This is a genomic window from Rhizobium sp. 42MFCr.1 (genome assembly GCF_000377185.1).
GTDB classification, from domain to species: domain Bacteria; phylum Pseudomonadota; class Alphaproteobacteria; order Rhizobiales; family Rhizobiaceae; genus Rhizobium; species Rhizobium altiplani.
Window position 1 is genome coordinate 1 of the sequence record NZ_KB897865.1, and the last position, 20,618, is coordinate 20,618.

Annotated in this window: 25 protein-coding genes and 2 pseudogenes; 10 read left to right on the plus strand and 17 right to left on the minus strand. The window is 56.2% G+C overall.

Annotated features, from left to right (window positions below):
* Together C934_RS0128045 and C934_RS0128055 are read right to left on the minus strand one after the other, a co-directional pair.
* Positions 1–463, minus strand: a 463-nt coding sequence (locus C934_RS0128045) for an NAD-dependent epimerase/dehydratase family protein (protein ID WP_018859850.1), incomplete at its 3' end; no start/stop codon positions are given.
* Positions 464–1,425: 962 nt separating this feature from the next.
* Positions 1,426–1,614 carry a hypothetical protein gene (locus C934_RS0128055; RefSeq protein ID WP_018859852.1) on the minus strand — a complete coding sequence of 63 codons (189 nt, stop codon included), beginning with the start codon at positions 1,612–1,614 and terminating at the stop codon, positions 1,426–1,428.
* Between the two features lie 803 nt (positions 1,615–2,417).
* Here C934_RS0128055 and C934_RS0128065 point away from each other — a divergent pair.
* Positions 2,418–3,569: an MFS transporter gene (locus C934_RS0128065; protein ID WP_018859854.1), complete on the plus strand. Its 1,152-nt coding sequence runs from the start codon at positions 2,418–2,420 to the stop codon at positions 3,567–3,569.
* Between the two features lie 218 nt (positions 3,570–3,787).
* Here the strand turns inward: C934_RS0128065 and C934_RS0128070 are convergent, their stop codons facing one another.
* The 4 genes from C934_RS0128070 to C934_RS0128090 all read right to left on the minus strand — a co-directional run bounded on the left by C934_RS0128070 (position 3,788) and on the right by C934_RS0128090 (position 5,930).
* Positions 3,788–4,138: a hypothetical protein gene (locus C934_RS0128070; protein ID WP_037090575.1), complete on the minus strand. Its 351-nt coding sequence runs from the start codon at positions 4,136–4,138 to the stop codon at positions 3,788–3,790.
* A gap of 47 nt (positions 4,139–4,185) precedes the next feature.
* Positions 4,186–4,371: a DUF3008 family protein gene (locus tag C934_RS0128075; RefSeq protein WP_018859855.1), complete on the minus strand. Its 186-nt coding sequence runs from the start codon at positions 4,369–4,371 to the stop codon at positions 4,186–4,188.
* Between the two features lie 615 nt (positions 4,372–4,986).
* Entirely contained in the window at positions 4,987–5,592 is a 606-nt protein-coding gene (locus C934_RS0128085; protein ID WP_018859857.1) for a general stress protein, read from the minus strand.
* A 26-nt stretch (positions 5,593–5,618) separates the two neighbouring features.
* Positions 5,619–5,930, minus strand: coding sequence for a PepSY domain-containing protein (locus C934_RS0128090; protein ID WP_018859858.1), 312 nt, complete (start codon positions 5,928–5,930; stop codon positions 5,619–5,621).
* Positions 5,931–6,153: 223 nt separating this feature from the next.
* Between C934_RS0128090 and C934_RS32775 the strand changes: the two genes are divergently transcribed.
* Complete coding sequence (locus C934_RS32775) at positions 6,154–6,483, plus strand: hypothetical protein (RefSeq protein WP_335328444.1); 330 nt, start codon at positions 6,154–6,156, stop codon at positions 6,481–6,483.
* Between the two features lie 226 nt (positions 6,484–6,709).
* Here C934_RS32775 and C934_RS32780 read toward each other — a convergent pair whose 3' ends face one another.
* Positions 6,710–6,961, minus strand: coding sequence for a DUF6894 family protein (locus tag C934_RS32780; protein WP_018859860.1), 252 nt, complete (start codon positions 6,959–6,961; stop codon positions 6,710–6,712).
* A 282-nt stretch (positions 6,962–7,243) separates the two neighbouring features.
* Here C934_RS32780 and C934_RS0128105 point away from each other — a divergent pair, with 282 nt between their 5' ends.
* The 3 genes from C934_RS0128105 to C934_RS32785 all read left to right on the plus strand — a co-directional run bounded on the left by C934_RS0128105 (position 7,244) and on the right by C934_RS32785 (position 8,793).
* Positions 7,244–7,753 carry a cupin domain-containing protein gene (locus C934_RS0128105; RefSeq protein ID WP_018859861.1) on the plus strand — a complete coding sequence of 170 codons (510 nt, stop codon included), beginning with the start codon at positions 7,244–7,246 and terminating at the stop codon, positions 7,751–7,753.
* A 134-nt stretch (positions 7,754–7,887) separates the two neighbouring features.
* Positions 7,888–8,079, plus strand: coding sequence for a hypothetical protein (locus C934_RS34865; RefSeq protein WP_156828817.1), 192 nt, complete (start codon positions 7,888–7,890; stop codon positions 8,077–8,079).
* 348 nt (positions 8,080–8,427) lie between these two features.
* On the plus strand, positions 8,428–8,793 hold the full coding sequence (locus C934_RS32785; protein WP_018859862.1) for a PAS domain-containing protein: 366 nt from the start codon (positions 8,428–8,430) through the stop codon (positions 8,791–8,793).
* A gap of 188 nt (positions 8,794–8,981) precedes the next feature.
* On the opposite strand, the gene C934_RS0128115 is transcribed toward C934_RS32785, so the two are convergent.
* From C934_RS0128115 to C934_RS0128135, 4 genes are all read right to left on the minus strand, one after another.
* Positions 8,982–9,185, minus strand: coding sequence for a CsbD family protein (locus tag C934_RS0128115; protein WP_018859863.1), 204 nt, complete (start codon positions 9,183–9,185; stop codon positions 8,982–8,984).
* 389 nt (positions 9,186–9,574) lie between these two features.
* Complete coding sequence (locus C934_RS34250) at positions 9,575–10,063, minus strand: GNAT family N-acetyltransferase (RefSeq protein WP_026372148.1); 489 nt, start codon at positions 10,061–10,063, stop codon at positions 9,575–9,577.
* A gap of 321 nt (positions 10,064–10,384) precedes the next feature.
* Positions 10,385–10,696, minus strand: a complete 312-nt coding sequence (locus tag C934_RS0128130; RefSeq protein WP_018859865.1) for a hypothetical protein — start codon at positions 10,694–10,696, stop codon at positions 10,385–10,387.
* Between the two features lie 87 nt (positions 10,697–10,783).
* Complete coding sequence (locus C934_RS0128135) at positions 10,784–11,179, minus strand: DUF1236 domain-containing protein (RefSeq protein ID WP_018859866.1); 396 nt, start codon at positions 11,177–11,179, stop codon at positions 10,784–10,786.
* Between the two features lie 289 nt (positions 11,180–11,468).
* Between C934_RS0128135 and C934_RS0128145 the strand changes: the two are divergent.
* Positions 11,469–12,119 (plus strand): annotated as a pseudogene (locus tag C934_RS0128145) (catalase HPII); the annotation flags it as partial.
* A 124-nt stretch (positions 12,120–12,243) separates the two neighbouring features.
* On the opposite strand, the gene treZ reads toward C934_RS0128145, so the two are convergent.
* The 3 genes from treZ to C934_RS0128160 are packed head-to-tail and all read right to left on the minus strand — an operon-like array spanning position 12,244 to position 15,035.
* Positions 12,244–13,995, minus strand: a complete 1,752-nt coding sequence (gene treZ / locus C934_RS0128150; protein WP_018859868.1) for a malto-oligosyltrehalose trehalohydrolase — start codon at positions 13,993–13,995, stop codon at positions 12,244–12,246.
* Positions 13,992–14,768, minus strand: coding sequence for an SDR family oxidoreductase (locus C934_RS0128155; RefSeq protein WP_018859869.1), 777 nt, complete (start codon positions 14,766–14,768; stop codon positions 13,992–13,994). The genes treZ and C934_RS0128155 overlap by 4 nt, the downstream gene beginning before the upstream one ends.
* Positions 14,769–15,035: a hypothetical protein gene (locus C934_RS0128160; protein WP_018859870.1), complete on the minus strand. Its 267-nt coding sequence runs from the start codon at positions 15,033–15,035 to the stop codon at positions 14,769–14,771.
* Between the two features lie 645 nt (positions 15,036–15,680).
* On the opposite strand from C934_RS0128160, the gene C934_RS0128170 reads away from it, so the two are divergent.
* The 3 genes and pseudogenes from C934_RS0128170 to C934_RS0128180 all read left to right on the plus strand — a co-directional run bounded on the left by C934_RS0128170 (position 15,681) and on the right by C934_RS0128180 (position 17,035).
* Positions 15,681–16,181, plus strand: a complete 501-nt coding sequence (locus C934_RS0128170) for a sigma-70 family RNA polymerase sigma factor (protein ID WP_018859872.1) — start codon at positions 15,681–15,683, stop codon at positions 16,179–16,181.
* 164 nt (positions 16,182–16,345) lie between these two features.
* Positions 16,346–16,560, plus strand: a pseudogene (locus tag C934_RS35980) (hypothetical protein).
* A gap of 28 nt (positions 16,561–16,588) precedes the next feature.
* Positions 16,589–17,035 carry a hypothetical protein gene (locus C934_RS0128180; RefSeq protein ID WP_018859874.1) on the plus strand — a complete coding sequence of 149 codons (447 nt, stop codon included), beginning with the start codon at positions 16,589–16,591 and terminating at the stop codon, positions 17,033–17,035.
* 24 nt (positions 17,036–17,059) lie between these two features.
* Here C934_RS0128180 and C934_RS32795 read toward each other — a convergent pair whose 3' ends face one another.
* From C934_RS32795 to C934_RS0128195, 3 genes are all read right to left on the minus strand, one after another.
* Positions 17,060–17,482: a hypothetical protein gene (locus tag C934_RS32795; RefSeq protein WP_037090592.1), complete on the minus strand. Its 423-nt coding sequence runs from the start codon at positions 17,480–17,482 to the stop codon at positions 17,060–17,062.
* A gap of 121 nt (positions 17,483–17,603) precedes the next feature.
* Positions 17,604–17,765 carry a DUF1328 domain-containing protein gene (locus C934_RS34255; protein ID WP_018859876.1) on the minus strand — a complete coding sequence of 54 codons (162 nt, stop codon included), beginning with the start codon at positions 17,763–17,765 and terminating at the stop codon, positions 17,604–17,606.
* A gap of 73 nt (positions 17,766–17,838) precedes the next feature.
* Positions 17,839–18,366, minus strand: coding sequence for a hypothetical protein (locus tag C934_RS0128195; RefSeq protein ID WP_156828818.1), 528 nt, complete (start codon positions 18,364–18,366; stop codon positions 17,839–17,841).
* A gap of 245 nt (positions 18,367–18,611) precedes the next feature.
* On the opposite strand from C934_RS0128195, the gene C934_RS0128200 reads away from it, so the two are divergent.
* On the plus strand, positions 18,612–20,267 hold the full coding sequence (locus tag C934_RS0128200; RefSeq protein WP_245268032.1) for a phospholipase D-like domain-containing protein: 1,656 nt from the start codon (positions 18,612–18,614) through the stop codon (positions 20,265–20,267).
* The last annotated feature ends 351 nt before the right edge of the window (positions 20,268–20,618 follow it).

A 20,618-nucleotide genomic window follows, 5' to 3' on the forward strand; every position in this document is an offset into this window, starting at 1 on the left:
AAAGCGCCTGCTCGACGATGTACTTCGTGCGACCGTACGGATTGATCGGCACCTGGCGATGCGTCTCGTCGAGCGGCACGCTCTGCGGCAAGCCATAAGTCGCGCAGGTCGACGAGAAGACGAATGCCTTGACGCCAGCCGTCTGGGCAGCTGCCAGGAGTGTCAGTGTGCCGATGACGTTGTTCTCGTAGAAGGCAACCGGATCCTTGACAGATTCGCCGACTTCGATGAGCGCGGCAAAGTGCAGGATGGCGGCTGGCTTGTGCGTTGCCAGGACCTCGTCAAGGCGCGCCCGATCCCTGATATCCCCTTCTTCCGCGGGTCCCCACTTGACGAACTCGCGGTGACCGTTTGAGAAATTGTCGAAAACGACGGGTTTGAAGCCCTTGTTCGCAAGATCGAGACACGTGTGCGAGCCAATATACCCAGCGCCGCCAACGACCAGAACCGTTTCACCTGCCATGCACCAACTCTCGTTGAATCGTTAATGGAGAATGACTGCTCGGCCGCCGCGAGCAAAGGTATAACAGTCACGCTAGCGGGATGAATGCTGCTTTGCAACATCGAGACTACCTCAATCCCACTTTCTCCCGAGACAAGGAAAGAAAAAGAGTGCGCACCGGCAGGAAACTGCGACCTCATCAGTGGGAATACGCCCAGAGGTCGCATGCGCATCTGGATCGACGGAGTCGCATGATGTCAGTCTGCGGAAGTCCCTCTTCCCGCGTTCTACATGGGTACCGAGTCCCATGTAATCCGTGTGATCACCATCGACCAGATGTGAGTTCCTGTTCTTCTCCTAGGCGCCCAGCAATCGGTCTTGAGCAGCCCGTCTGGCGTATCGCGGTGCACTGGCACGCTCAAGGATCCGGAGGAGGAAGATTTTCAAAGCCGTTATCTCGATTTCGATCGCGGCAGCTTGGGCTGGGTCAGCGGATCCCCATCGCCGGATTGTGGAGATCGACCTGCTGATTGTGCCCGGTTGGGTAAGGCATGCCGCGTCAAACCGGCCACTGTCCGCCACGTACCAGACAAATAGGCGAATGGCGACATAGCCAGCATTGGAATACCCTTCGGCACTCACGCTCGCGTGCTCTGCGTCAAGTGCCAGGCGCGTTTCGGAATTGAGTCGAGCGATATCCAGACCGAGCTCGTGAAGCTTCTCAGCGACACCGGATGCATGCAGGTCTGGTCGCAGTCGCGCAAATATCGGTCTCATCTCCATGACGGCACAATACCGCGATGTTGGCTAGTCGGGAACCGTGCCTTCCTCATCCCTTTGGCTTATGCGGCATTGCAGCATGCGCGCTCTGTCGCATCCGGGGCACTTGCGTATGAGGGGGAATAAGCGGTTCAAATCCCCAGTCTTGCCTTCGTAATCGCGATCCTTCAACCGATGCCGATCGGTGGCGGCCTCCACGCTCTCTATTGCATTCGGGTCGGCGCGTACTCGATTTCGACGACAATACCTTGCCTTAGGGCTTCATCCCTTATCTCCTCGATTGCTTGCTCGACTCGATAGACGACAATGTCGAATACAGGACCTTCCAGAGTGGCAATTTCCCTCGCAACGCGGAGAGCGAAGAGCAATTGAGCGATGCTGGCTTCGTCCATGGGCGCTCCTAACCGACGAAGAAACTTAGCGCCATTCAATCCGTGCTGCAATGCACAATATTGGTGGGATCGTCGGTAGAAGCCAGGTGCTAGAGGTAAAGATCGCCAACGCCTAAGCAAGAGCCTAGCGCGCAATCACGCACGGCGGCCAGAAGATCCATGCCCGCCCAAATCGAAGCTGACTGGGCTTTTAGGTTGACGGCGCCCCGACTGGAACTCGAAGACAAACCCGCTGTATTTTCATGGTGGTCCAAACTGTGGGAACGACGCAATACAGGTACGTCGAATCTCTTGAGCATCTTTCTAAGCTGAGCATTCTGCTGGCGCAACTTTTCGGCCAGTCGGGTCCTCAAGCGTCGGATTTCGCCATTGAGCTCCATTACGGGGTCGATGGGAGTTTCCGAAGTGGCGATCTAGCTAGCCCGCTGCCCTTCCGCAAAGACCACGGTTTTCACAACCGCGTCTGACCGGGTGGTCCTCGTACGGTGTACGCCTAAAATGAAGGGTCGACCACTCATGGTGTTTTCTTTCACAGATCATAATTTTGCGGGCCGCAGAACATCAACGTAGCCCCACAGGCGTCTTGTCAGCAAAGAGGAATTCGCGTATAACGCGTATCGTTGCTGCAGGCTAGGTCGACCCGACCAAGACCGCTGGAGTGGCCGTTTCCTCTGATTGTTAATCTTTGTGCTTTAGGCCCGGATTCAGCGGACGCTATGGCCCGTTTGGATCACGGTCGGGATGGAAGTCATTGAGGCGTTTGCGATCATCCGCCCGAAACCTAAAGACCGGGAGCCATGAAAATGCGTATTGGACCGCAGGTGCGAATTTATACCTGCTTCTTCCTCTTTTCGGCATCAACCGGCGCATTGCTCTCTCGCCTTCCCGATCTCCAGGATGCTCTCCAGGTCAACAAGTCGGAACTGGGGCTTACGCTTATCGGCGCTGCCATCGGTGCACTGATATCCCTAACATTCTTCTCGCCCCTGGTTGCCCGATTGGGCGCCCGTACTACAGCGTTTATAACCGTTTTTGGGACGTCCGTGCTGATTGCCTCGGTCCCCTGGATGACAAGCGCCGAAGTCGTTTTTGGGGTCTTGTTTTTGGAGGGATTGCTCGCAGGAGCCCTTGAGATAAATCTCAACGTCGAAATTGACCGTATCGAAGCGCAGCTCGGGCGTGGAGTTATGAACCGCGCCCATGGCTTTTGGAGCCTCGGATTTTTTGTCACCGCGCTCATTTCATCGCCGGTGCGGCAGGCGGACGTATCGATGCAACTCCACTTGGCGCTAACATTTATCGCCGTGGTGTTGGTGGGCACTATCGCGATCAGTGGAATGCGTAGCGCACCGGCGCGGACCTCTAGCGAGCATGCGGACGCAGGCCATGTCGCATTGCCGACGCTCGGTCTCCTTCCGCTCTGCATTATTGGTATTGCTGCGTTTCTGGTGGAGGGTGCAGGCATAGATTGGTCAGCGATTTATATGCGCGATGTTTTCCGGGTTGAGCCATTTGTAGGTGGCCTCGGATTGACATTGTTCACACTGTTCATGGCGCTTACACGACTATTTGCGGATCGCTTTGTCGATCAATATGGCTCCCGGGCGGTCGCGGTTACTTTGCTCCTGATCTCAACAGCTGGTCTCACGGCGGTTTGGCTTGCTCCCCATCCCCACGGCGCCCTGCTCGGCTTTGCATTGATGGGTTGCGGCTGCAGCGCCATCTATCCGCTTGCCGTTTCGGCTGCCGCTCAGCGGACCGACCGGCCTGCGCATATGAATGTTGCAGCTCTAGGTCAGATGTCCTTCATCGTCTTTTTCCTCGCACCACCGTTGCTCGGCTTTGTCGCTGAGAACGCAGGTATTCGAACCTCATATCTGATCTGCATTCCGCTCGTTGTCGTTGCACTCTTTTGCGTCAAGTCGCTCTCAACAAGACGAAGTGCCTTCGCATAGCGGCGTGACCCGAGGACCCCACGCGAGAAAATGAATTGAACCTGGAACTGTCTTCTGAGCGACAGCCAACCAATTTCTGGTTTTTTTTGGCGGCGGGGAAGCGTGGGAATGCAGAACTTGGTCAAAAAGCCTTGGAATCAAGCCTTCCCCGTTGTTGTCCATGCACTATTGGATTTCTTTGGGAAGCCTGTCGACTAAGCCGGCGAGGTACGGCACGCTCACCGGCTGGTTCGAGCGAAACTTTGTGATGCCATTCGGATCGACCAGAATAGCTTCGAATTCGTCGGGGGAAGGTCCTTCAAGATCATCGCGTCCGCGCCGATGTCCGCGGCGGTGTCGAGACTGTCAAAAACGCCTCCGCCAGCAACGCAAAGGATAGTGACCGCTTGCTTTTCGAGTGCGCCTTGCTGATTGGCCAGGAGTTCCTCCTGCATCTCGAGCCGATCATCGGCCGCACCTTCGAAGAGCACGAGGACCCATGACAGGTTGCGAAACCCCAAAAGACTGGGGCACGGATCGTCGGTCGCGGGTGACGCGCCTATGATCTCCTTGAAGAGTGATTTCAGCATGTGACCGGCCACTTCCATGAATTGGAAAGCTGCAGGATGGCTTTTCGCTAATAAGAGACGCGGTCGGGCTTTCCCTTCCGCTTCGTCGAGGCGAACTCTTCCAGCTGTCGTTCGCTCATCGATTCGGCCATTTCCCGAGACGCACCCTTGAGCCTGCTTTTCGGGGTTTGACCGCGCTTTGCCGAAAGGGCGGCGCCGGCCGCCTTCTGTTGCGCTTTGGATTTTGCGGGCATTCTGTTTTTCCTCATTGTGAAGTCAAGGAAGAACTAGACTGAAAAGCAAATGTTCCCCGATCAGGGAGGTAAGCAAAAGTCTTTGCGTCAAACCGCAATCGACGTCGGGTGCAATAGCACAAGCTCGGAACCATGCGCCATGAACTCATATGTGTCGAAGATCGCAGCGGCAGTCACGCTGATGCTAATCGGATTTTGGCATCTGGCCCTTCTCGAAACGGCGTTCCAGCTCAGGCAAGAGCGCCATGCTGAAACGGCCGAGCCAGATGGGTGCGGGAAATCGCTTATTGCAACTGCGCATCAGGAATATTCGCGAGCGCGGCGGAGTTAGGTGAAGATCCGACATACAATCGGATCGCTGACATGACCTATTCGACGCCTTCCTCATCAGGAGTGCTTCCAGGCCAGCCGCTGCGGTTGCACCTTGCCAATTGCCCCCGCGCCGTCCCACGCTTTGCGTTTGGCATCTGCGCTATTTTAAACAACTGGCTGTCCAACAGCGGGAGACTTACACTGGGGTTAGTCGTCCGGCATCCTGTATGCCGATCTCACCATGAAGCTTCTGAAGGAAACTGAAGCGGCCGCATCGGGCGGCCGCTTACAGCTTCAGTTCGCCTACAGGCTGGAACGATATCGGTGTCGTTCAGCGGCGATTTGCTCCGCAGTATAGGGATCGGCGGTTTCGTCGAAACGGGTCCAGCCCTGCTCAACATAACTCGCGCGGCGTGCTCCGATATCTACGGGACGCCACCGGTCAAGGATAGCCTGGGCCTCGGCAACATGTGCTTCCTCCACCCTCGCGGCGACGACCGATCCTCCGCGGCGGACGCCTTCCGCGTAGAGGTGGGCGTCTTCCTCAGGAACGCCTTCCTTGACCATGGCACCGACGATACCCCCGACCGCACCGCCGGCAACGGCGCCGGCCGCAACTCCGGCCGCGGTCGCAACGAGCCAACCGGCAGCGACCACGGGACCCACACCCGGAATGGCAAGCATGCCAAGACCGGTGAGGAGACCGCCGGCACCGCCGGCCAGTGCGCCAAGACCGGCACCGGTTCCTGCGCCTTCTGCGGCGCGATTGCCCTGCGCTTCGACATCAACACCATTCGCCTCGTTGGTGGCAATGCTGATGTCATCGGACGGGACGCCCGCGTCTTCCAACGCTGACACGGCCGCGCGCGCGTCATCGTAGTTATCATATAATCCAGTGATCGTTCTCATATGACTGCTTCCTTGTTTATTCGTGGTTACTTGGCCATGGTGACGTTGCCCTGAAAGTCCAGGGAGACGCTCGCTTGTTTGCCATCCTTGGTGGCGCTGGCCCGCCACACCCCTTGATCGTCAAGCTTGAGGCCGGTGACGTCGGTGTAACCAGCTTCCTCGATCCTGGCCTTTGCCTGGCCTTCGGTGAAGCTGTTCTTGCCTGCTACCGGGGCTCCCGGATTTTGCTCGGTTTTGACCGCGGGTGTTGTCTGGGACGTCGTCGGCGTTTCGCTCTGGGCGAGCGCGACCGAGGCCGTCATCACCATGCCGATAGAAAGGATCATGAGTTTTTTCATTGATGTTTCCTCTGGTTGAGAACAAACAAACAACCAGAAACTCTGCTTGTTCCATTGACACGTTGAGACTGAAGTCGATCGACCCTCGATTGATCGTTTGCGCTCGGCAGGAATTAGATCCTGGGAGTCGGCCTTAAGTTTTCTTCAGAACAGAGCCTTCACCAGGCGGCGCCAGCAGGAACTCAAAGCATTGCCCGGCGTTGATTTACTGGAGGTAAGAGCCATGGCATCAGAGCATCTGTGCTTAATGAGTGAAAGCGATGATGGGTTGGATGTTTTACGAGCGATAAAAATCGCGTTCTCGGCTCATGCAGGCCAGACCGACAAGGAAGGAAACCCATATTTTTCGCACTGCAAGCGCGTCGCTAGCGCCGTCGAGGGGGACGACCAGCCGATCGTCGCCTACCTGCACGACATCGTCGAAAAAGGCCGCGGCTGGACAATTGAGCGCCTGAGTGATGAAGGATTCAATCCTTCCGGAGTGGCCGCCATCAAAGCCCTGACCCGAAGAGAGAACGAAGGCAAGGATGAGTTTGATCGTCCGGGCAGTTAGTGACGAACTTGCCCGTCCGTGACCGGCCTTAAAGACAATCTAAAGCAAGCCCGAAATGCCGGTTTCGATCAGTCAAAATATAAGGAAGGTCTCAAGATCATTGAGGGATTGTACGGCGTAACTGCTAGCAGCGGAAAATAGTATCCCAGCAAATAAGAGGCAAACCTGGGTGAACGGAACGCCAAGTGGCGGGTATCCTCGCCCGATCGTTTGCTGACACTGCTCCCTATCTGTCAGAATCTCCACCCGCGTACTCAATGAATAGATGCAATGAGACTGTCACGATCTTAACTCGGTCCGGATTGTAGATCTCAACTTCAAGCGGCTCCGCTGTAGCAGTGGGAATCCCGTCGATGGCCATCTCGGCAACGAGGCGCTTTGCTTCATCGAGCGCCGCTGGCAAGTCGGGGAACTCATAGCCATCTTCGTCTTGCCAGGGAGTGTCTGTCGGGCCGGTTCGGAAGTAGAATCTTGTCACGATGAATCTCCGTTTGCGAGGTGAACTCACCGACGGTTGCAAGGTTCCGTAGCGCAATCGCGATGGCCTCGCGAAGGATTGAACTTGCGAAGCTTTCAGGATGAGTTTTTTCCAAGCTGATCGAGAGGAGGCGAGTCCTCGCGGCGACAACAGTCACATCAGTCGGGGTCTAGCGCCAAGCGTTGAATACAGATGGAACGATACGGCGATAGCAGCATTTTGGTGGCGACATCTCGTGTGCGCCGTGGTCAAGGTCGCCGGAATTGGAGAAAGGAAGCATCAATGGAGGTAACAGCCAGTCTTCTTTCGCCAAGCGATTGGATCCCGAACAACCAGGCTTTGCCAGTGCTGTTCTATAAATCTGCCGTCATCAGCGAAGAGGCATCGGCAAAATGTTTTGAAAGTCTTTTTCAAGAACACGGTTGGACGGGGCTCTGGCGTGACGGGATTTTTGGCTATCAGCACTATCACGTCCACGCCCACGAAGTTTTAGGTGTTGCTGACGGCCACGCCTCCATCATGATCGGGGGCCCTCATGGTATCGATTTTGCGGTCACGGCTGGAGATTGCCTGATTTTACCTGCCGGTACGGGGCATTGCCTTGTCGCCGCGAGCCAATCGTTTCTGGTTGTCGGTGCTTACCCGCCGGGCCAGAGCGCCGATATCAAGACGTCGGCGGCCACCGGGATGGAAATGGACGTGATCAGAAAGTTATCTTTGCCTACCCTTGATCCGGTTACGGGAACGCGCGAGCCTCTCTTGTCCCATTGGCGATCCGAGAAGACGCGATAACGCGGAAGTAGTGAGCTGATGCTCGACCCGGAATATTAGACGTCACGTCCTGAAACAGGCAAGTCAGGAATGTCAAAGTTAAATGATATTTATTTTAGCATCCACTAAACCATTCCTCCAAACGGAGGAGAGTAATGTCGACCCACATCAAAGAGGGTGATCTCGATACCAGGAAATCCTTGAGGATTTGGTCAGTAAGCGATTATTGCCACCAGCACCAGATAGGTGAAGCCGACGAACGGCGGATGCGCCAGCTATTAGGTCATTTTGCATCTGCAGGCGAACTGCTTTACAACGTAAATAGAAATCCGCGCTGGCGCGTTTGATTTGTCATGAAAAAGTCAAACGTCAGCGGCGTCGCGTGATCTCCGATTGCGTGTCGCCGCCACCTTCCTGTTTTCGTCGCGAAACCGAAATCCTGGATGGGACAAGCGAAGATTCATCTGACACGCCGGATTGTCCCTGGCTTCCCTCCCCTTGCCTTGTGGCGGCTCACGTGCGGCACCAAGGGAGAATGTCGTGTCACCATCATGGCTGGCCATTCGCTACCAAAGCGAGATTTCGCTCCCAAGCTGACCGGCCGTTTCGCTACTTCCCAACACAGAGCTGATTGTGACGTTCTGGAACTTCCGGCGTTGCTGGCAGTTGGGACCCAACCTTGAAGCGGAGGTGCGATGAGGATCGCAAGTAATCTCGAAGAGAACGCGGCTGAGCCGGGAATTTTTACCTGGTCTCTTGCTGGAGATACCGTTTACGGCGACACTGCCATAGCATCTTTGTTTGGCCTCGATCCGGCCGAGACGATCTGTGGATTGCCGATCGCCTCGTATATCGAGCGAATCCATCCCGACGATCGCGCGCGTGTGGCAGCTTTAATTTCGCAAGCCGTGAGAAGCGGGCTGCCCTATCATGCAGAATATCGCGTTCTTGATGCTTTCGACGAAGTGCGGTGGGTGATGGCGATGGGCAGGTGCTTCCGGAACCGGCAGGGCGAACCAAACCACTACGCCGGGATCGTCTATCCACTTGAACTTTTATGAAGGTCAACACAATCACGGTCACCGCGGCGCGCAACCAGCGTATGTCGTCCGGTGTTTAAGGGCGCACATGGCGGAGATAGTTTGCTCATGGTCGTATCGGGGCAGCGGAACGCAAATCCAAGATCGCACCTTACAATGAGTCGAAAGCGCAAAAAGGAGCCCGGATCGCTCCGGGCCCTCCAGTTCGTCTACCAGGTCTGGCTACCGTACCAGTCGTCGATATCCTGACGAGCCCGGTCCCTTGCTAGCCCATAGCGTTCCTGAATTTTTCCTTCCAACTGGTCGCGTTGCCCATCAATTTGGTCAAGATCGTCATCAGTGAGTTTTCCCCACTGTTCCTTGACCTTACCTTTGACCTGCTTCCAGTTCCCTTCAACGCGGTTCCAATCCATGTATTCCTCCTAGGTTCGGACTGGAATTAAAACGAAGCAGGCGACCGAGTGTTCCGAGTAGCAGGAAGATTTCCGGCAATCAGCATGCGCGCTCTGAGCTTGAAAGCTGGCCGGCGATCGACTGCCGAGTGCCGCATAACCCTTGGAAAGATCCGGCGATCCAACCGCAATAGAGAATGCCGAAGAGACATGTCCGTCGAACGAATGCGATCGCCGCGAAAACTCCAACACGCAACAGTAGTTTCCCGATTCCCTGATCGAAAACCACAAAGGAGGTTAGGCTGCGTGCTTATAAACGTATACGCTTGGTGTCGGCCACCCAGTGTATGGGTACTGCGCGTCCGGCCATGTCTCGGATGCGGACGAAGCCGCAAATGATGGCGTGCCGCCTACCGCCTCGCAAGCATCGGCAAAATCAAGCCCCACTGCGTCTCTTGAGATGATCCGAACGGTTCGAAACCCAGTTTCTTGTAAACGGCAATCGCCCGTTCATTGGCCGGGTGAGGATCGGTTGCGACAACGGGTACGCCCGCATCGAAGAGTGCCCTCATTCTCGACCCGATAAACGCTGTTCCGTGCCCAACACCGATCATTTCGGGGTTTCCTATATATTGATCGATTCCCCGCGATCCCTTGGGAAGTTTGGCAAAATGGTGATCTTGCCAGCCGTGGACGGTATAGTCCTGCATAAACGCAAAGGGGCGATCGGCTATTGAAACAATCCAACGCGCTACCCGAGGATCAGCCAAGTCTGCCGCATCGTACGGCTCATCTGAGTCCCACCATTCGCGGACATGCGGGTTCGATTGCCATGCTCTAAGCAACGGGAGATCATCCAACGTCGCTTTGCGAAAACTGTAGTGGTCAGCCGCTGTCATTGAACAAGCTTAGCACGTCGCTGGCCGGTAGAAATGGGCTCTTTGCGACGATCAAGCAACCGCGCGCGAAGTCTGATCGCGGAAGGGGGTTGACCACCAAGATCCATGCGATCGTTGCCCCGTCGGAACCGGCTCAATCCGATTTGCTCTAGCCCACACCCTTATCGACAAAAAACCCGGTTGAGCGGCTTCAACCGGATCAAGCATTGTCGGTGCACGCGACGCGTTACCACCAGCGTGTTGCCTCCCCTCGCTTTCGCCACGCTCGCGGCCATACGGTCCTGGCTGAGCGCTTATGAGTCCACGAGACAGTACCCGCTATCAATGGAGCGTTGCCGCGTCCTTGCCACCGGATGCAAGGTTTTCGAGGACAGCCACCAGCTTTGCGAACTCGTTCAGGACCCTTTGAAATTCAGCGTCATCCAGCTCTGCTATGTCAGCTATCATCACCGAAACGCATTTAATCAGCGCATCGAGATGTAAATATCGGTCTAACGCCAACTCGCCGAGTTTTCTTGACCGGTAGGTTCGCAACTCATCAACGATACGCCCGACAAGATTGCGTCTGTCGACCCTATCTAGATAGGGAAGCTCAAATTGGGCAAGCTTGATCTCTGTTATGAGCTTTGTCACACGATTCCCCTAAGCCGCGGATGACGGCAGGTGAGAGCCGGCGGGGAACTGTCTCCCCGCCGGCATGCGTCCAGCATCCTTTTACGACTACTGGATGACCTGGATTACCTTCCGGGAGGATGGCTCGACGATTACCCGCTGCTCATTGACGATCGCATAGGCATACTTTGGATCATCAGGAATCGGCGTTACAACGACCGTCTCGGGCAGCGGTTGGCCAACAACCACCTTTTCCTTGACGACGACTCGGGTCGTCGGAGCCGGAACTTGCTGCACATAGGTAACGACTTTCTGGGGCGGCGGATCGATGAGGCTACCTGCCACGCCACCGACGATACCTCCAACGGCTGCACCGACCGGCCCCCCGACGATTGCCCCGGTTGCTGCCCCGCCCGCAGCTCCCGTCACCGTCGACGATTGCGCGTAGGCAAAAGTTGATGCGAGAGCGAGCGCAGTGGCAGTTCCTATCAATTTGATACGCATTCATTTTCCTCCATTGGAAGCGGGATTGTCCGCTCCCTGAACGAACCACCAAGCGCAGCAACGGTTCCCGGCCCGGGACTTCAGTCTGATGGCGCTCAGACCAAGGTCCAAGGTCACTGCCCTGATCGGGATCTCCGATTGATTCACCGCCCGAGCGTCGAGCCAGGATAAGCCAAAGTTGCTGCCTTCGTGGCTTTCAGCCAAATGAAGTCCGGGGCAGTCACCAATTTCCACCGGAGTGAGGAATCCGCAGAGCCTATTGGGAACTTCAACGCTCACATGAAGTTGAGAGATCGCGCAGCGCCACATGGTTGCTCATCTGCTTAATATCGACGACAGCCTTGCCAAGCTTGGCTTCCAGACCATGCCTAAAGCCGCGGATGCGGCAATGCCGACACGTCAGGAATTTGCGCCTTCACCTGACCTTAGCATCGTGGAGAAGGGCCCGAAGCGGTTCGAGGGCCGAAAGCTTGGCATCCTCGTGACGGATGGCGTAGACGCCAATCTGCTGAAGGGATTGACCGATACTGTCGGAAAGGAAAAAGCGGTCGTCGAGTTTGTTGCTCCCAAGGTGGGCGGGGTTACCGCTTCGGACGGGAAATGGATCCAGGCACATCACATGATCGATGGAGGCCCGTCGGTGCTGTTTGACGCCGTGGTATTGCTTACTTCCTCCGCAGCGATCGAAGACCTCATCAAGGAGGCGACGGCGCGCGACTTTGTGGCCGATGCCTTCCAGCACTGCAAGTTCATCGGATACGACCAGTCCGCCGTACCCTTGCTCGAAAAAGCGGGCGTTGCTGGAATGGAAGATGAGGGCATTGTTTTACTGTCTGGAAAAGACAGCCTGCCGTCCTTCGTCTCAAAACTTGGCGCGCTTTGTGTTTGGGCCCGTGAGCCCTCTGTGAAACTCGGCAAGCCGTCAGTCCCGGCCAAATAGGCATTTGACGAGGCGCGGCAATCTTTGCCGCGCCGACCAGGGTGGAAGTCGTTACGGAGCGTTACTCCCTAGCTTTTCCGCTTGCTTCTTCACTGAACGGCGCTCTGAACAAGGCGATTTTGCCTTAAAGGACATATAGGTGCGTTGTCCATGGCTGCAAAACCTCCTCTGCAGCCTCGCTGACAGGCGGATACACCCTGTGGCCAAAATCGCCTTCCATCGACAATGCTCGCCCTGAGGCATTGGCTCTCAACTGCAGGGTTCGCGCACCTAGCTTCCAGTCAAGGAACACCGCCTGTTCAACCCCAGAAACGACCGAGCCCGCGTAACCGTCTGCATCCGGTAGCAAGGGAATAACGTGGTTGCGACGAACCTTGATCAGTCGTTTGAGAAAAGATGTCCACGCTGACCCCTGGTCGTCAGCGTCCCAATCGAGTTTCGAGTCCAGAAAGGTCGAGAGATCGTTCGGATCAGGCAGATCCTTCGCACCACAACCGTCGGGCAGACCACCAAAATTTGCTGCTTCTGTCGACCTGCCGGCGGCGATCGCTCTCGCCAATTCGCCTTTATAGTCGGCGAAGAAGAGAAACTTGCGCATGGTTAGATGGTGGTCGCCCATGAAAAGAAGCGGGATTTGCGGTGACAGCATAAGGATCTCTGTCAAAACCCTGTGACAGCTTTGATCAATCATGGTGTGAAGACGATTGCCAAGCGCACGGTTTCCCACCTGATCGTGGTTTTGAAGAAAATGCACGAAGGCGGTAGGCGGCAACGAAGCCGAGTGGGCTTGATCGCGGGACTGGAAATTGTTGCCGTCGCACAGATATCCGTTTTGGAGTGTCTGCTTCATCTTCTGCCACGGCTTGTTGCCGAATGGAGCATAATGGCCACTCGCCTCGCCCGTGACCGCCACGTGCATGGCATGATGGAAGTCGTCGTTCCAGTCGGCAACAAAAAAGGGTCCGCTATCTCGAGAGAGAAGATTGGTGGCATTGGCAGGGTTTTCCGTGATCAAGTGCACATGGCGATCCAGAAAGCGCGCGCGAACCTTTTCAGAAATCTCTTTCAGGATGTGCGGGTCGCTCTGATCCTCGATTTGGTCTACGGCATCGAACCTCAATCCATCGAACCGGAATTGATCAAGCCAATAGATCACGTTGTCGATGAAAAAGCGCCTTACAGGCTCCCTTTCGAAAGCAATCTTCGGGCCCCATGGGGTTGGATCGTCTTTACGAAAGAACTCTGCTGCATAAAGCGGCAGAAAATTCCCCTCTGGTCCGAAGTGGTTGTAAACGACATCAAGAAAGACCATGAGGCCATATCGATGGGCTTCATCCACAAAGCTTTTGACGTCGTCTGGCGAACCATAGGAATTATGAGGAGCATAGGGATAAACGCCGTCGTAGCCCCACCCTCTTGTGCCTGGAAATTGTGCGAGTGGCATGATCTGGACGGCCGAAACACCTAATTCCGCAAGCCGATGCAGGTGCTTTTCTGCAGCCGCGAACGTTCCTTCGGCTGTAAATGTGCCAATATGAATCTCGTAGATTATGGCCTCCTCCCAGGGACGGCCCTTCCAGGGTACCTCCCAATGGAAGTCGGATCCCCAGAGGCGAGATGGTCCGAGCACACCGGCGCGCTGCCACCGTGAGGCCGGGTCCGGAACACGTGTGCCGTCCGCAAGGACGAACCAATAGTCCGCATCGTCGGTCAAGGTGTCCGTAATGGAAAACCATCCGTCATCAGCCCGGTCCATTGGAACCTGCCGACTATCGATCGCGACAGAGACGCGTGCCTGCGTCGGCGCCCAAAGCATGAAGATGGTTGATCCGTCGGGATTGGAAACTGGCCCCCAGAAAAATTCCCGGTCTTTCATCGTAGCAACCCCTGTCCGCCGTCGACGAAGAGCGGGCTTCCCGTGATGTGCCGAGATGCTGTACTTACCAAAAAAAGGATGGATTCGGCCACATCGCCAGCCTGCCCCGGCTCCCCTCCCGAGATCGGAACCGTACCTTCCGGCCAGATCACCGGTACCTCTGACTCCTCCCTGTGTCGAACCTCGGTCGAATCTGCGATGTTGGTCTCGATCGCGCCGGGACATATGACATTGATGCGAATTGCATGCCGGGCGAGTTCGAGGGCAAGCTGCTGGGCCATGGCGACTTGGGCGGCTTTGGTCGCGCTATAAGCGGTTGCACCTGGTGTCGTGAATGTGCGCACCCCGTTGATGGAAGAAACGATCACGATCGCTCCTCCGCCTGACTGCTTCAGTAACGGAACCATCTTGTTGAGGGTCAAGTAGGTCCCACGCAGGTTGACATTAACGGTTGTATCCCATTCCTCCGGCGTGAGGTCATCGATCGGTGCCCATACGCCATTTATGCCGGCATTTGCGATGACCGCATCGAGGCGTCCGAAACCTTTCAATATTTTACCTGCCGCGCGCTCCATATCTTGCTCCGACGCGACGTCGCCTGCCATTGCTATTGCCGTCGTCCCGGTTTTTTCAAGGCGCTGCTTGAGTGCATCGAGCGCGCTCGGATCCAGATCGAAAAGGAACAGATCGTAGCCGGCCTGCGCCAGTTTCTCTGTCGTCGCCAGCCCGATCCCCGATCCCGCTCCTGTGACGAGTGCAACGGGTTTAGCCATCTATTGTCCCTCGTCGCGCTCGAGATCACTCGGCGACGCTCGGGAGGCGTCAGCCCCAATAGGATCGAAGGTGGTGGCGTTGCCGTCGGTTCCGAATGCCGTAAGCTGTACGAGCACCTCCTTGGCGCGTCGCACGGCGCTGTCTCCCCCGAGACTACGATCATCGGTTACCATCCTGACGGAAACAAGTTCGCCTCCCTCGCCGACAAATTCGACCGTGAGCTTTCCATCGACAACAGAGCCGACATGGGTTTCGAGAAGCTGCATGACGTCCTCCTGCATTGGCGAGAAGGAATGCTTGGGACTAGGCGTTGTTCCCCTTCGATGCCAAACAGATACTGACGTCAATAAGGGCGTGCGCCCTTGCCCGCGCGATCAATGTCGGCATACCATCGTGAATACTGAGAGAAGGTGCGGTGCTTCTTAAATCCAGGGCAAGAATTTTGCGACAGAGGTTCTCAGTGTACGGACGCCGAGGTAGGGGCGTTGATCAGGACCGCCTCAGGGCCTGGATATCGAGAAATCAGAAGGGTAACCAGTTCATCCTGGGTGTTATGGCCCTGGTGAAAGAGATCTATGGCCGCTTCGCAAAGTACCTCGGAAGCTCTTTCATCCGGTTTGGCGTCAAAATGCTTATACCAGGTCTGAACTGAGCGTGAAAGCATCGCCATATCCGCATCCCGAAGCCATCGCATGAAGGTCAAATTCATTCTCCCGTTGCTGGTCGGGAGCCATCGTAACTTCGATACATTAGAGGTCAATCATGAAGTCGTGTACGGTAACGGACGGTAATAGCGGCCCTCCGATATGACCGACGTCGGCCCCCAGCGTGCGATATCGCACCAATTCGGTTTTGCTGGAACCAAACACTCATTTGAGGTTTCTTCCAGTATCCGTTGCGGGGAAGAGATAATGACCGCACACATTTCTCCCGGCTCGATGAGCGAGGAAGTTGCCGCGCTCATTCCGGCACTACGAGCGTTTGCCCATACTTTCTATCGGCATCCCAACGACGCAGATGACCTTGTACAGGAAACACTTGTTAAGGCTCTGTCGAACCTTGATCATTTCAAGGAGGGTACGCGGCTGAAATCGTGGCTCTTCACCATTATGCGCAACAGTTTTTGCACACGGTATCGGATTGCGAAACGAGAGATCGTTGGGATAGCGGACGGTTTGTCGCTAAAGCGAGCCGTCGCGCCCGAACAAGAGTGGAGAGTTCGCGGTCATGAGCTTGAGGTGGCATGTACAAGCCTGCCGCCCAAGTACCGCAGCGCCTTTGAGTTCATTTTCATTGATGGGCGCAGCTACGAGGAGGCGGCTGATCACTTCCATTGCCCGATCGGCACTATCAAGAGCCGTGTCAATCGAGCACGTCGCCATCTCATGATCGAACTTGAAGTACCGGGCTGATCCCCTGGGGACCTGTAGTCGTCGTCCTCACACTTGTGAGGGACGATCGAAGCCGTCGGTTATTTCCAAACCGAAATCTTCTTAGCGCGATTGGCACCCATTGCCAGCAATACCCAGGGAACCAAGTCGCGCCCCGTCGGTTCAAGCCTGGAATGGAGGAAATCATGAAATCGAAAACCGCGAGAGACGCGAAGGGTGCCTTCGCACCATCGCAAGCAAAGCGCGAAAGCGACGGAGTTGAAGTGCCAAGCCCACAGTGGTTACCGGCTCGGAGGATGCCACTGTGAACAAGATCCCCGCTGGTGGCAAAAAGACCAAGGACCGGAACAACATCAACTACGACATTTCTGAAGTGAAGCAAGACAACGATCAAGGTTAGCAAACGGCGCAGTTACGGAGAACGAGCTATGTCGAACGTCGTCAAAACGGGCCAGGACGAATTCAATAACGCAACCAGTCGAACGACCTTTGGTCGCTCGACGGAGAGTAAGGCACAGATCCGTGATGCTGCGGCAGTCGAGACGTACTCCCCGGACGAGCCCTTGAATGTCTATCGGCTTGAACCGATCGCCGCACCAGATGATCCGCGGTGGGACAATGCCACAAATCACGGCATTGTCATCGTTGCGGCCCGAACCGCTGGCGACGCGCGTATTGTAGCAGCGAGCCGGGAACTTGATTTCATGGAGGTTGACGCGGCTCCCGCTGAGGACGTCACCACGTCGAACGCAAGCGCCTTTCGAGACGACAAGCTCTATACGGTTGTCGAACTCGAGCGGGGACGTTCGGACCTCAAACGTGGTGTACTAGGCGGCAACGTTTCTGTGAACACAATCATATCGACTCAGACCTGAACTTCCGGCGGCCGTCGGAGGCCGCTATCCTTCGGTCCGCCGCTGAATGGCTGCTGTCATAAGCGGCAGGGCCGCAGTGACTGCTGATCCGAGCGGTATCGTGCGAACAAGGCTGGCCAAGACATAGGTACCGGCCATTGCTCCCGCCAATTTCAGCCATGGGTAATCACCGAGTTGCGCATGCGCGCTCGCATCGGCCCATTCGGCACGTGAACGGATTACAGTCTCAGCTTGCTGTGTAACAAGGGAAAGCCTCGCACGAAGATGCTCAACTTCATCCTTTACTGCTAAAAAATCCGCGTGAACGTCCTCTAAAGTTCGCCGCGAAAGCGCATCAGGTACCACTCGATCCTCCGCGCGAGCATCGGCCTCCAGCAAAGCCAAGTGCTCCTGTAATTCGTCGTCGGTGTTGAACTCGACCGGGCGTCCAGTGGTGTCGGCATTCATCCTAGTCTCTCCGAATTTTCCGCGCGTCATCGCGAAGCTGGAGGCTTTCCTCCCAAATCTCACACGAACAGACACGGCGGCGGATTTCCGCCACCGAGCGAGGCTCATTCCAAAGAATTCCTCATCGCTTCATCACACGCATTGCGATTGAGACGACAAAAAGTACGAGAAAGATGAAGAATAGGATCTGAGCGATCGATGCAGAAGCTCCAGCGATACCGCCGAAACCAAGTACACCGGCAATCAATGCGACCACCAAGAATACAAGAGCGTAGTAAAGCATTTCAACCTCCGTCATTTTGACGAGAGGGAAACGGAGCGAGAGGCGATTGGTTCCGAGGCCGGGCAGTAGTGGCTCAGACAGCTGCCAGCGTGCGGCTCCTGCTGAACGCAAAGTCACCATCATTGGGCTTCGGAGGCTCAGCGGCGGCCAGATATGCATTTACGGGAATAGTCAAAACGAACCAGACACCAGCTCCGAGAATGAACAATTCTCCGGATTGATCGCCTGCGCGAGCAATCATTGGCAGGCAGACAGAAATCAGGAGCACGAGCATCCGCAACGACCACTCGGTTTCTCGCTTCCTGATTGCGAGGGCCGCCCTTGCGCGGTAGGCGCGTGCGTCATACTCACCGCGCTTCGGTCCTGCAAGAAGTTTCCATGCGGGGCGCAATGACAGAAGCATCAAGGTACTTGCCGCAATCAACCATCCGGTTCCTGAGAGGAACCAGCAACTCGCGGCGATCAGGCACGAAATCACGATGAGCTCCCAAGCGGGACCGAGCTCGTCCGGGGAGCGCCGGCTTTTCTCATGCCAGATCTGGAGTGCCCGCGACGCCCCCTGAAGCATCGGCTGGTCAACGAAACGACTGATAAATTCCATATTGCGCCCTTTGGTCCACGACATACCAACAACAGGCAATTTCGGCATGAGCGTGGCGTCGCCGTCAAAAACCGTCAGGCGACAACTGACAGCAATGCCGGGCGCAGGTGAAGAAAGGACGTCGTGAATCTCGGCGAGATGGCGCCATTACGTCCCTGTCATTGACCGAGCAACCCGTTGCCAGTCATCGACAAGTTGGGACTGGCGTGCCGTTGCCTTCGCGGCGTTGGACGGTGCACGGGGACATGGGCTGGCGGACCCGCTGCGATCGTATTGAGCTGGCAACAACTTTTTTTGGACGGATCTGGAACAGGCCGCGCGCCGGGCGCGTTTCGCGAGACATCGAAATCGCCACGAAGTTACAGGAAAAACAGCGCCAAATGCACGAGTATCGATCGGCAGACAATGCCCCCCCTCCGGATCGCTTCCAGGCTGTCTTCCCTTCTCTAAGCCGTTTAGCAGGTCAAAAGCCTCTACGGAGTATCGTCCGCCGGGGACGCAACGCCTGGCGCACTGGGGTTGCTGATGAGGCTACATTTCTGATCGACGGCCAAGCATACTTTTCTGCCCTCGACGACGCGCTTGGGCGAGCACAGCGCGAGATCTGGATCATTGGTTGGGATTTTAACCCGGATATTCGCCTGCGACCCAAATCGAGTACCGAAACACTTGGCGAACGTCTCTTGTCGCTGGTCGATAACCTCCCGCAATTAAGGGTCAGAATTCTGGTTTGGGGGATGGGGCCCATCTATTCGGGCAAGTCACTGCGGTTGTTTCGACAGAGCCCAATCTCCAGACATCCGCAGATCTCATTGACTTTCGATTTTAAACATCCACTGCGTGCTTGCCACCACCAGAAGCTCGTTTCGATTGACGGAAGTGTCGCCTTCATGGGTGGCATCGACCTAACGGCCAGACGGTGGGACGAATCCGACCACCGCAGTGCAAATCCTCTAAGACTCTCGCCTGACGGTACTCCCTACCCGCCTGTTCACGATGTGCAATGCCTGGTTTCGGGTGAGGTAGCGGGAATGATCCGTGATGTGGCCAGACGACGTTGGAAGAGGGCAACCAGCGAGAATGTGTCTTCCGAGATCGATGCGACGATCATCCGACCAGCTTTGGCGGCCGACATGGTGCAAGCTCCCGCGGCCATCGCCCTGACCGAACCAGGCCTCATTGGCAAGCGTGGACGCTATGAGGCACGTCGGCTCACGCGCGATGCCATTGCCGCAGCCAAGAGATATATCTATGTCGAAACTCAATATCTTGCGTCCGCCGGCGTCTGCCGGGCGCTTGCAAGGCGATTGAAGGAGCAGAACGGGCCTGAGATTGCGGTAATCGTCACAAAGACCTCGCACGGTTGGATTGAGAAGTTCACCATGGGCAGTAACCGCGACCGCCTGATACGGCGTCTGAAGCGCGCCGATTGGTTCGATCGACTAAAGGTGATGTACGCCGTCACGTCTGACGACAATGGCGGCGAGGAGGAAATCACTGTTCATTCGAAGCTCATTATCATCGACGACCGTTTCGTACGCGTGGGATCCTCCAACCTCAACAATCGTTCAGAAGGCCTGGATACGGAGTGCGATCTCGCACTCGAAGCCGATTGCGCTGCCCACAAGGAAGCCATTACGTCACTTCGCCACCGCCTCATCGCCGAGCACCTGGGCGCGACCGCAGCCGAGGTCCGTGAGGTGGAGAAGTCGCGATCAATGCTTGAAGCTATCGCTGCGCTGAACACCCGGGAGCGTTGCTTGAGAGAGTACGAGGTTGATCCTGATTGCAGCGAGACGAGCCTCTTGCCGGGGTCCGCACTTGTCGATCCCCGGCGGCCCTATTGGCCACTACAAAAGTTGCGCTTGAGGCTCGGACGGTTTCTCGCGACCCTTGTCTAGCCGCTTCTTTTTCATGTTGCGGGTTATCAACTCGCTGATCGCGAAGACGGGCAATCCCAACAGCAACGGCACCAGGAAATAAATCACGCGGAATGCCACGAGCCCCCCCGATCGACGCAGCGCCTGGAAGCACGGTCGTGACTGTGGCCTCGAGCACACCGAGGCCGCCGGGCACGTGAGCGACAAGAATGGCCACGTTGGCGAGGACGAACGCCGTTGCGCTTTGGACGAAGCTCACCGGCGCCTCGCTTGCCAGGACCTGATGCAGACAGGCGGCAACGAAGGTGAAGTTAAGTGTGCCAATCGCGATCTGTGCAATTGCAAGTCTGATGTTCGGCATTGTGAAACGCC

Excerpts from the sequence above, each read along its gene's own strand:
- C934_RS32785 (WP_018859862.1), top strand. The coding sequence starts at position 8,428 with ATGAGGATCGCAAGTAATCTCGAAGAGAACGCGGCTGAGCCGGGAATT.
- C934_RS0128200 (WP_245268032.1), top strand. The coding sequence starts at position 18,612 with ATGGGCTGGCGGACCCGCTGCGATCGTATTGAGCTGGCAACAACTTTT.
- C934_RS0128195 (WP_156828818.1), bottom strand. The coding sequence starts at position 18,366 with ATGGAATTTATCAGTCGTTTCGTTGACCAGCCGATGCTTCAGGGGGCG.
- C934_RS32795 (WP_037090592.1), bottom strand. The coding sequence starts at position 17,482 with ATGAATGCCGACACCACTGGACGCCCGGTCGAGTTCAACACCGACGAC.
- C934_RS0128160 (WP_018859870.1), bottom strand. The coding sequence starts at position 15,035 with ATGCAGCTTCTCGAAACCCATGTCGGCTCTGTTGTCGATGGAAAGCTC.
- C934_RS32775 (WP_335328444.1), top strand. The coding sequence starts at position 6,154 with ATGGCATCAGAGCATCTGTGCTTAATGAGTGAAAGCGATGATGGGTTG.
- C934_RS0128055 (WP_018859852.1), bottom strand. The coding sequence starts at position 1,614 with ATGGACGAAGCCAGCATCGCTCAATTGCTCTTCGCTCTCCGCGTTGCG.
- C934_RS34255 (WP_018859876.1), bottom strand. The coding sequence starts at position 17,765 with ATGCTTTACTACGCTCTTGTATTCTTGGTGGTCGCATTGATTGCCGGT.
- C934_RS0128115 (WP_018859863.1), bottom strand. The coding sequence starts at position 9,185 with ATGGATTGGAACCGCGTTGAAGGGAACTGGAAGCAGGTCAAAGGTAAG.
- C934_RS0128070 (WP_037090575.1), bottom strand. The coding sequence starts at position 4,138 with ATGCTGAAATCACTCTTCAAGGAGATCATAGGCGCGTCACCCGCGACC.
- C934_RS0128135 (WP_018859866.1), bottom strand. The coding sequence starts at position 11,179 with ATGCGTATCAAATTGATAGGAACTGCCACTGCGCTCGCTCTCGCATCA.
- C934_RS0128180 (WP_018859874.1), top strand. The coding sequence starts at position 16,589 with ATGTCGAACGTCGTCAAAACGGGCCAGGACGAATTCAATAACGCAACC.
- treZ (WP_018859868.1), bottom strand. The coding sequence starts at position 13,995 with ATGAAAGACCGGGAATTTTTCTGGGGGCCAGTTTCCAATCCCGACGGA.
- C934_RS0128085 (WP_018859857.1), bottom strand. The coding sequence starts at position 5,592 with ATGAGAACGATCACTGGATTATATGATAACTACGATGACGCGCGCGCG.
- C934_RS0128065 (WP_018859854.1), top strand. The coding sequence starts at position 2,418 with ATGCGTATTGGACCGCAGGTGCGAATTTATACCTGCTTCTTCCTCTTT.
- C934_RS0128155 (WP_018859869.1), bottom strand. The coding sequence starts at position 14,768 with ATGGCTAAACCCGTTGCACTCGTCACAGGAGCGGGATCGGGGATCGGG.
- C934_RS34250 (WP_026372148.1), bottom strand. The coding sequence starts at position 10,063 with ATGACAGCGGCTGACCACTACAGTTTTCGCAAAGCGACGTTGGATGAT.
- C934_RS0128170 (WP_018859872.1), top strand. The coding sequence starts at position 15,681 with ATGACCGCACACATTTCTCCCGGCTCGATGAGCGAGGAAGTTGCCGCG.
- C934_RS0128105 (WP_018859861.1), top strand. The coding sequence starts at position 7,244 with ATGGAGGTAACAGCCAGTCTTCTTTCGCCAAGCGATTGGATCCCGAAC.
- C934_RS0128075 (WP_018859855.1), bottom strand. The coding sequence starts at position 4,371 with ATGCCCGCAAAATCCAAAGCGCAACAGAAGGCGGCCGGCGCCGCCCTT.
- C934_RS34865 (WP_156828817.1), top strand. The coding sequence starts at position 7,888 with ATGTCGACCCACATCAAAGAGGGTGATCTCGATACCAGGAAATCCTTG.
- C934_RS0128090 (WP_018859858.1), bottom strand. The coding sequence starts at position 5,930 with ATGAAAAAACTCATGATCCTTTCTATCGGCATGGTGATGACGGCCTCG.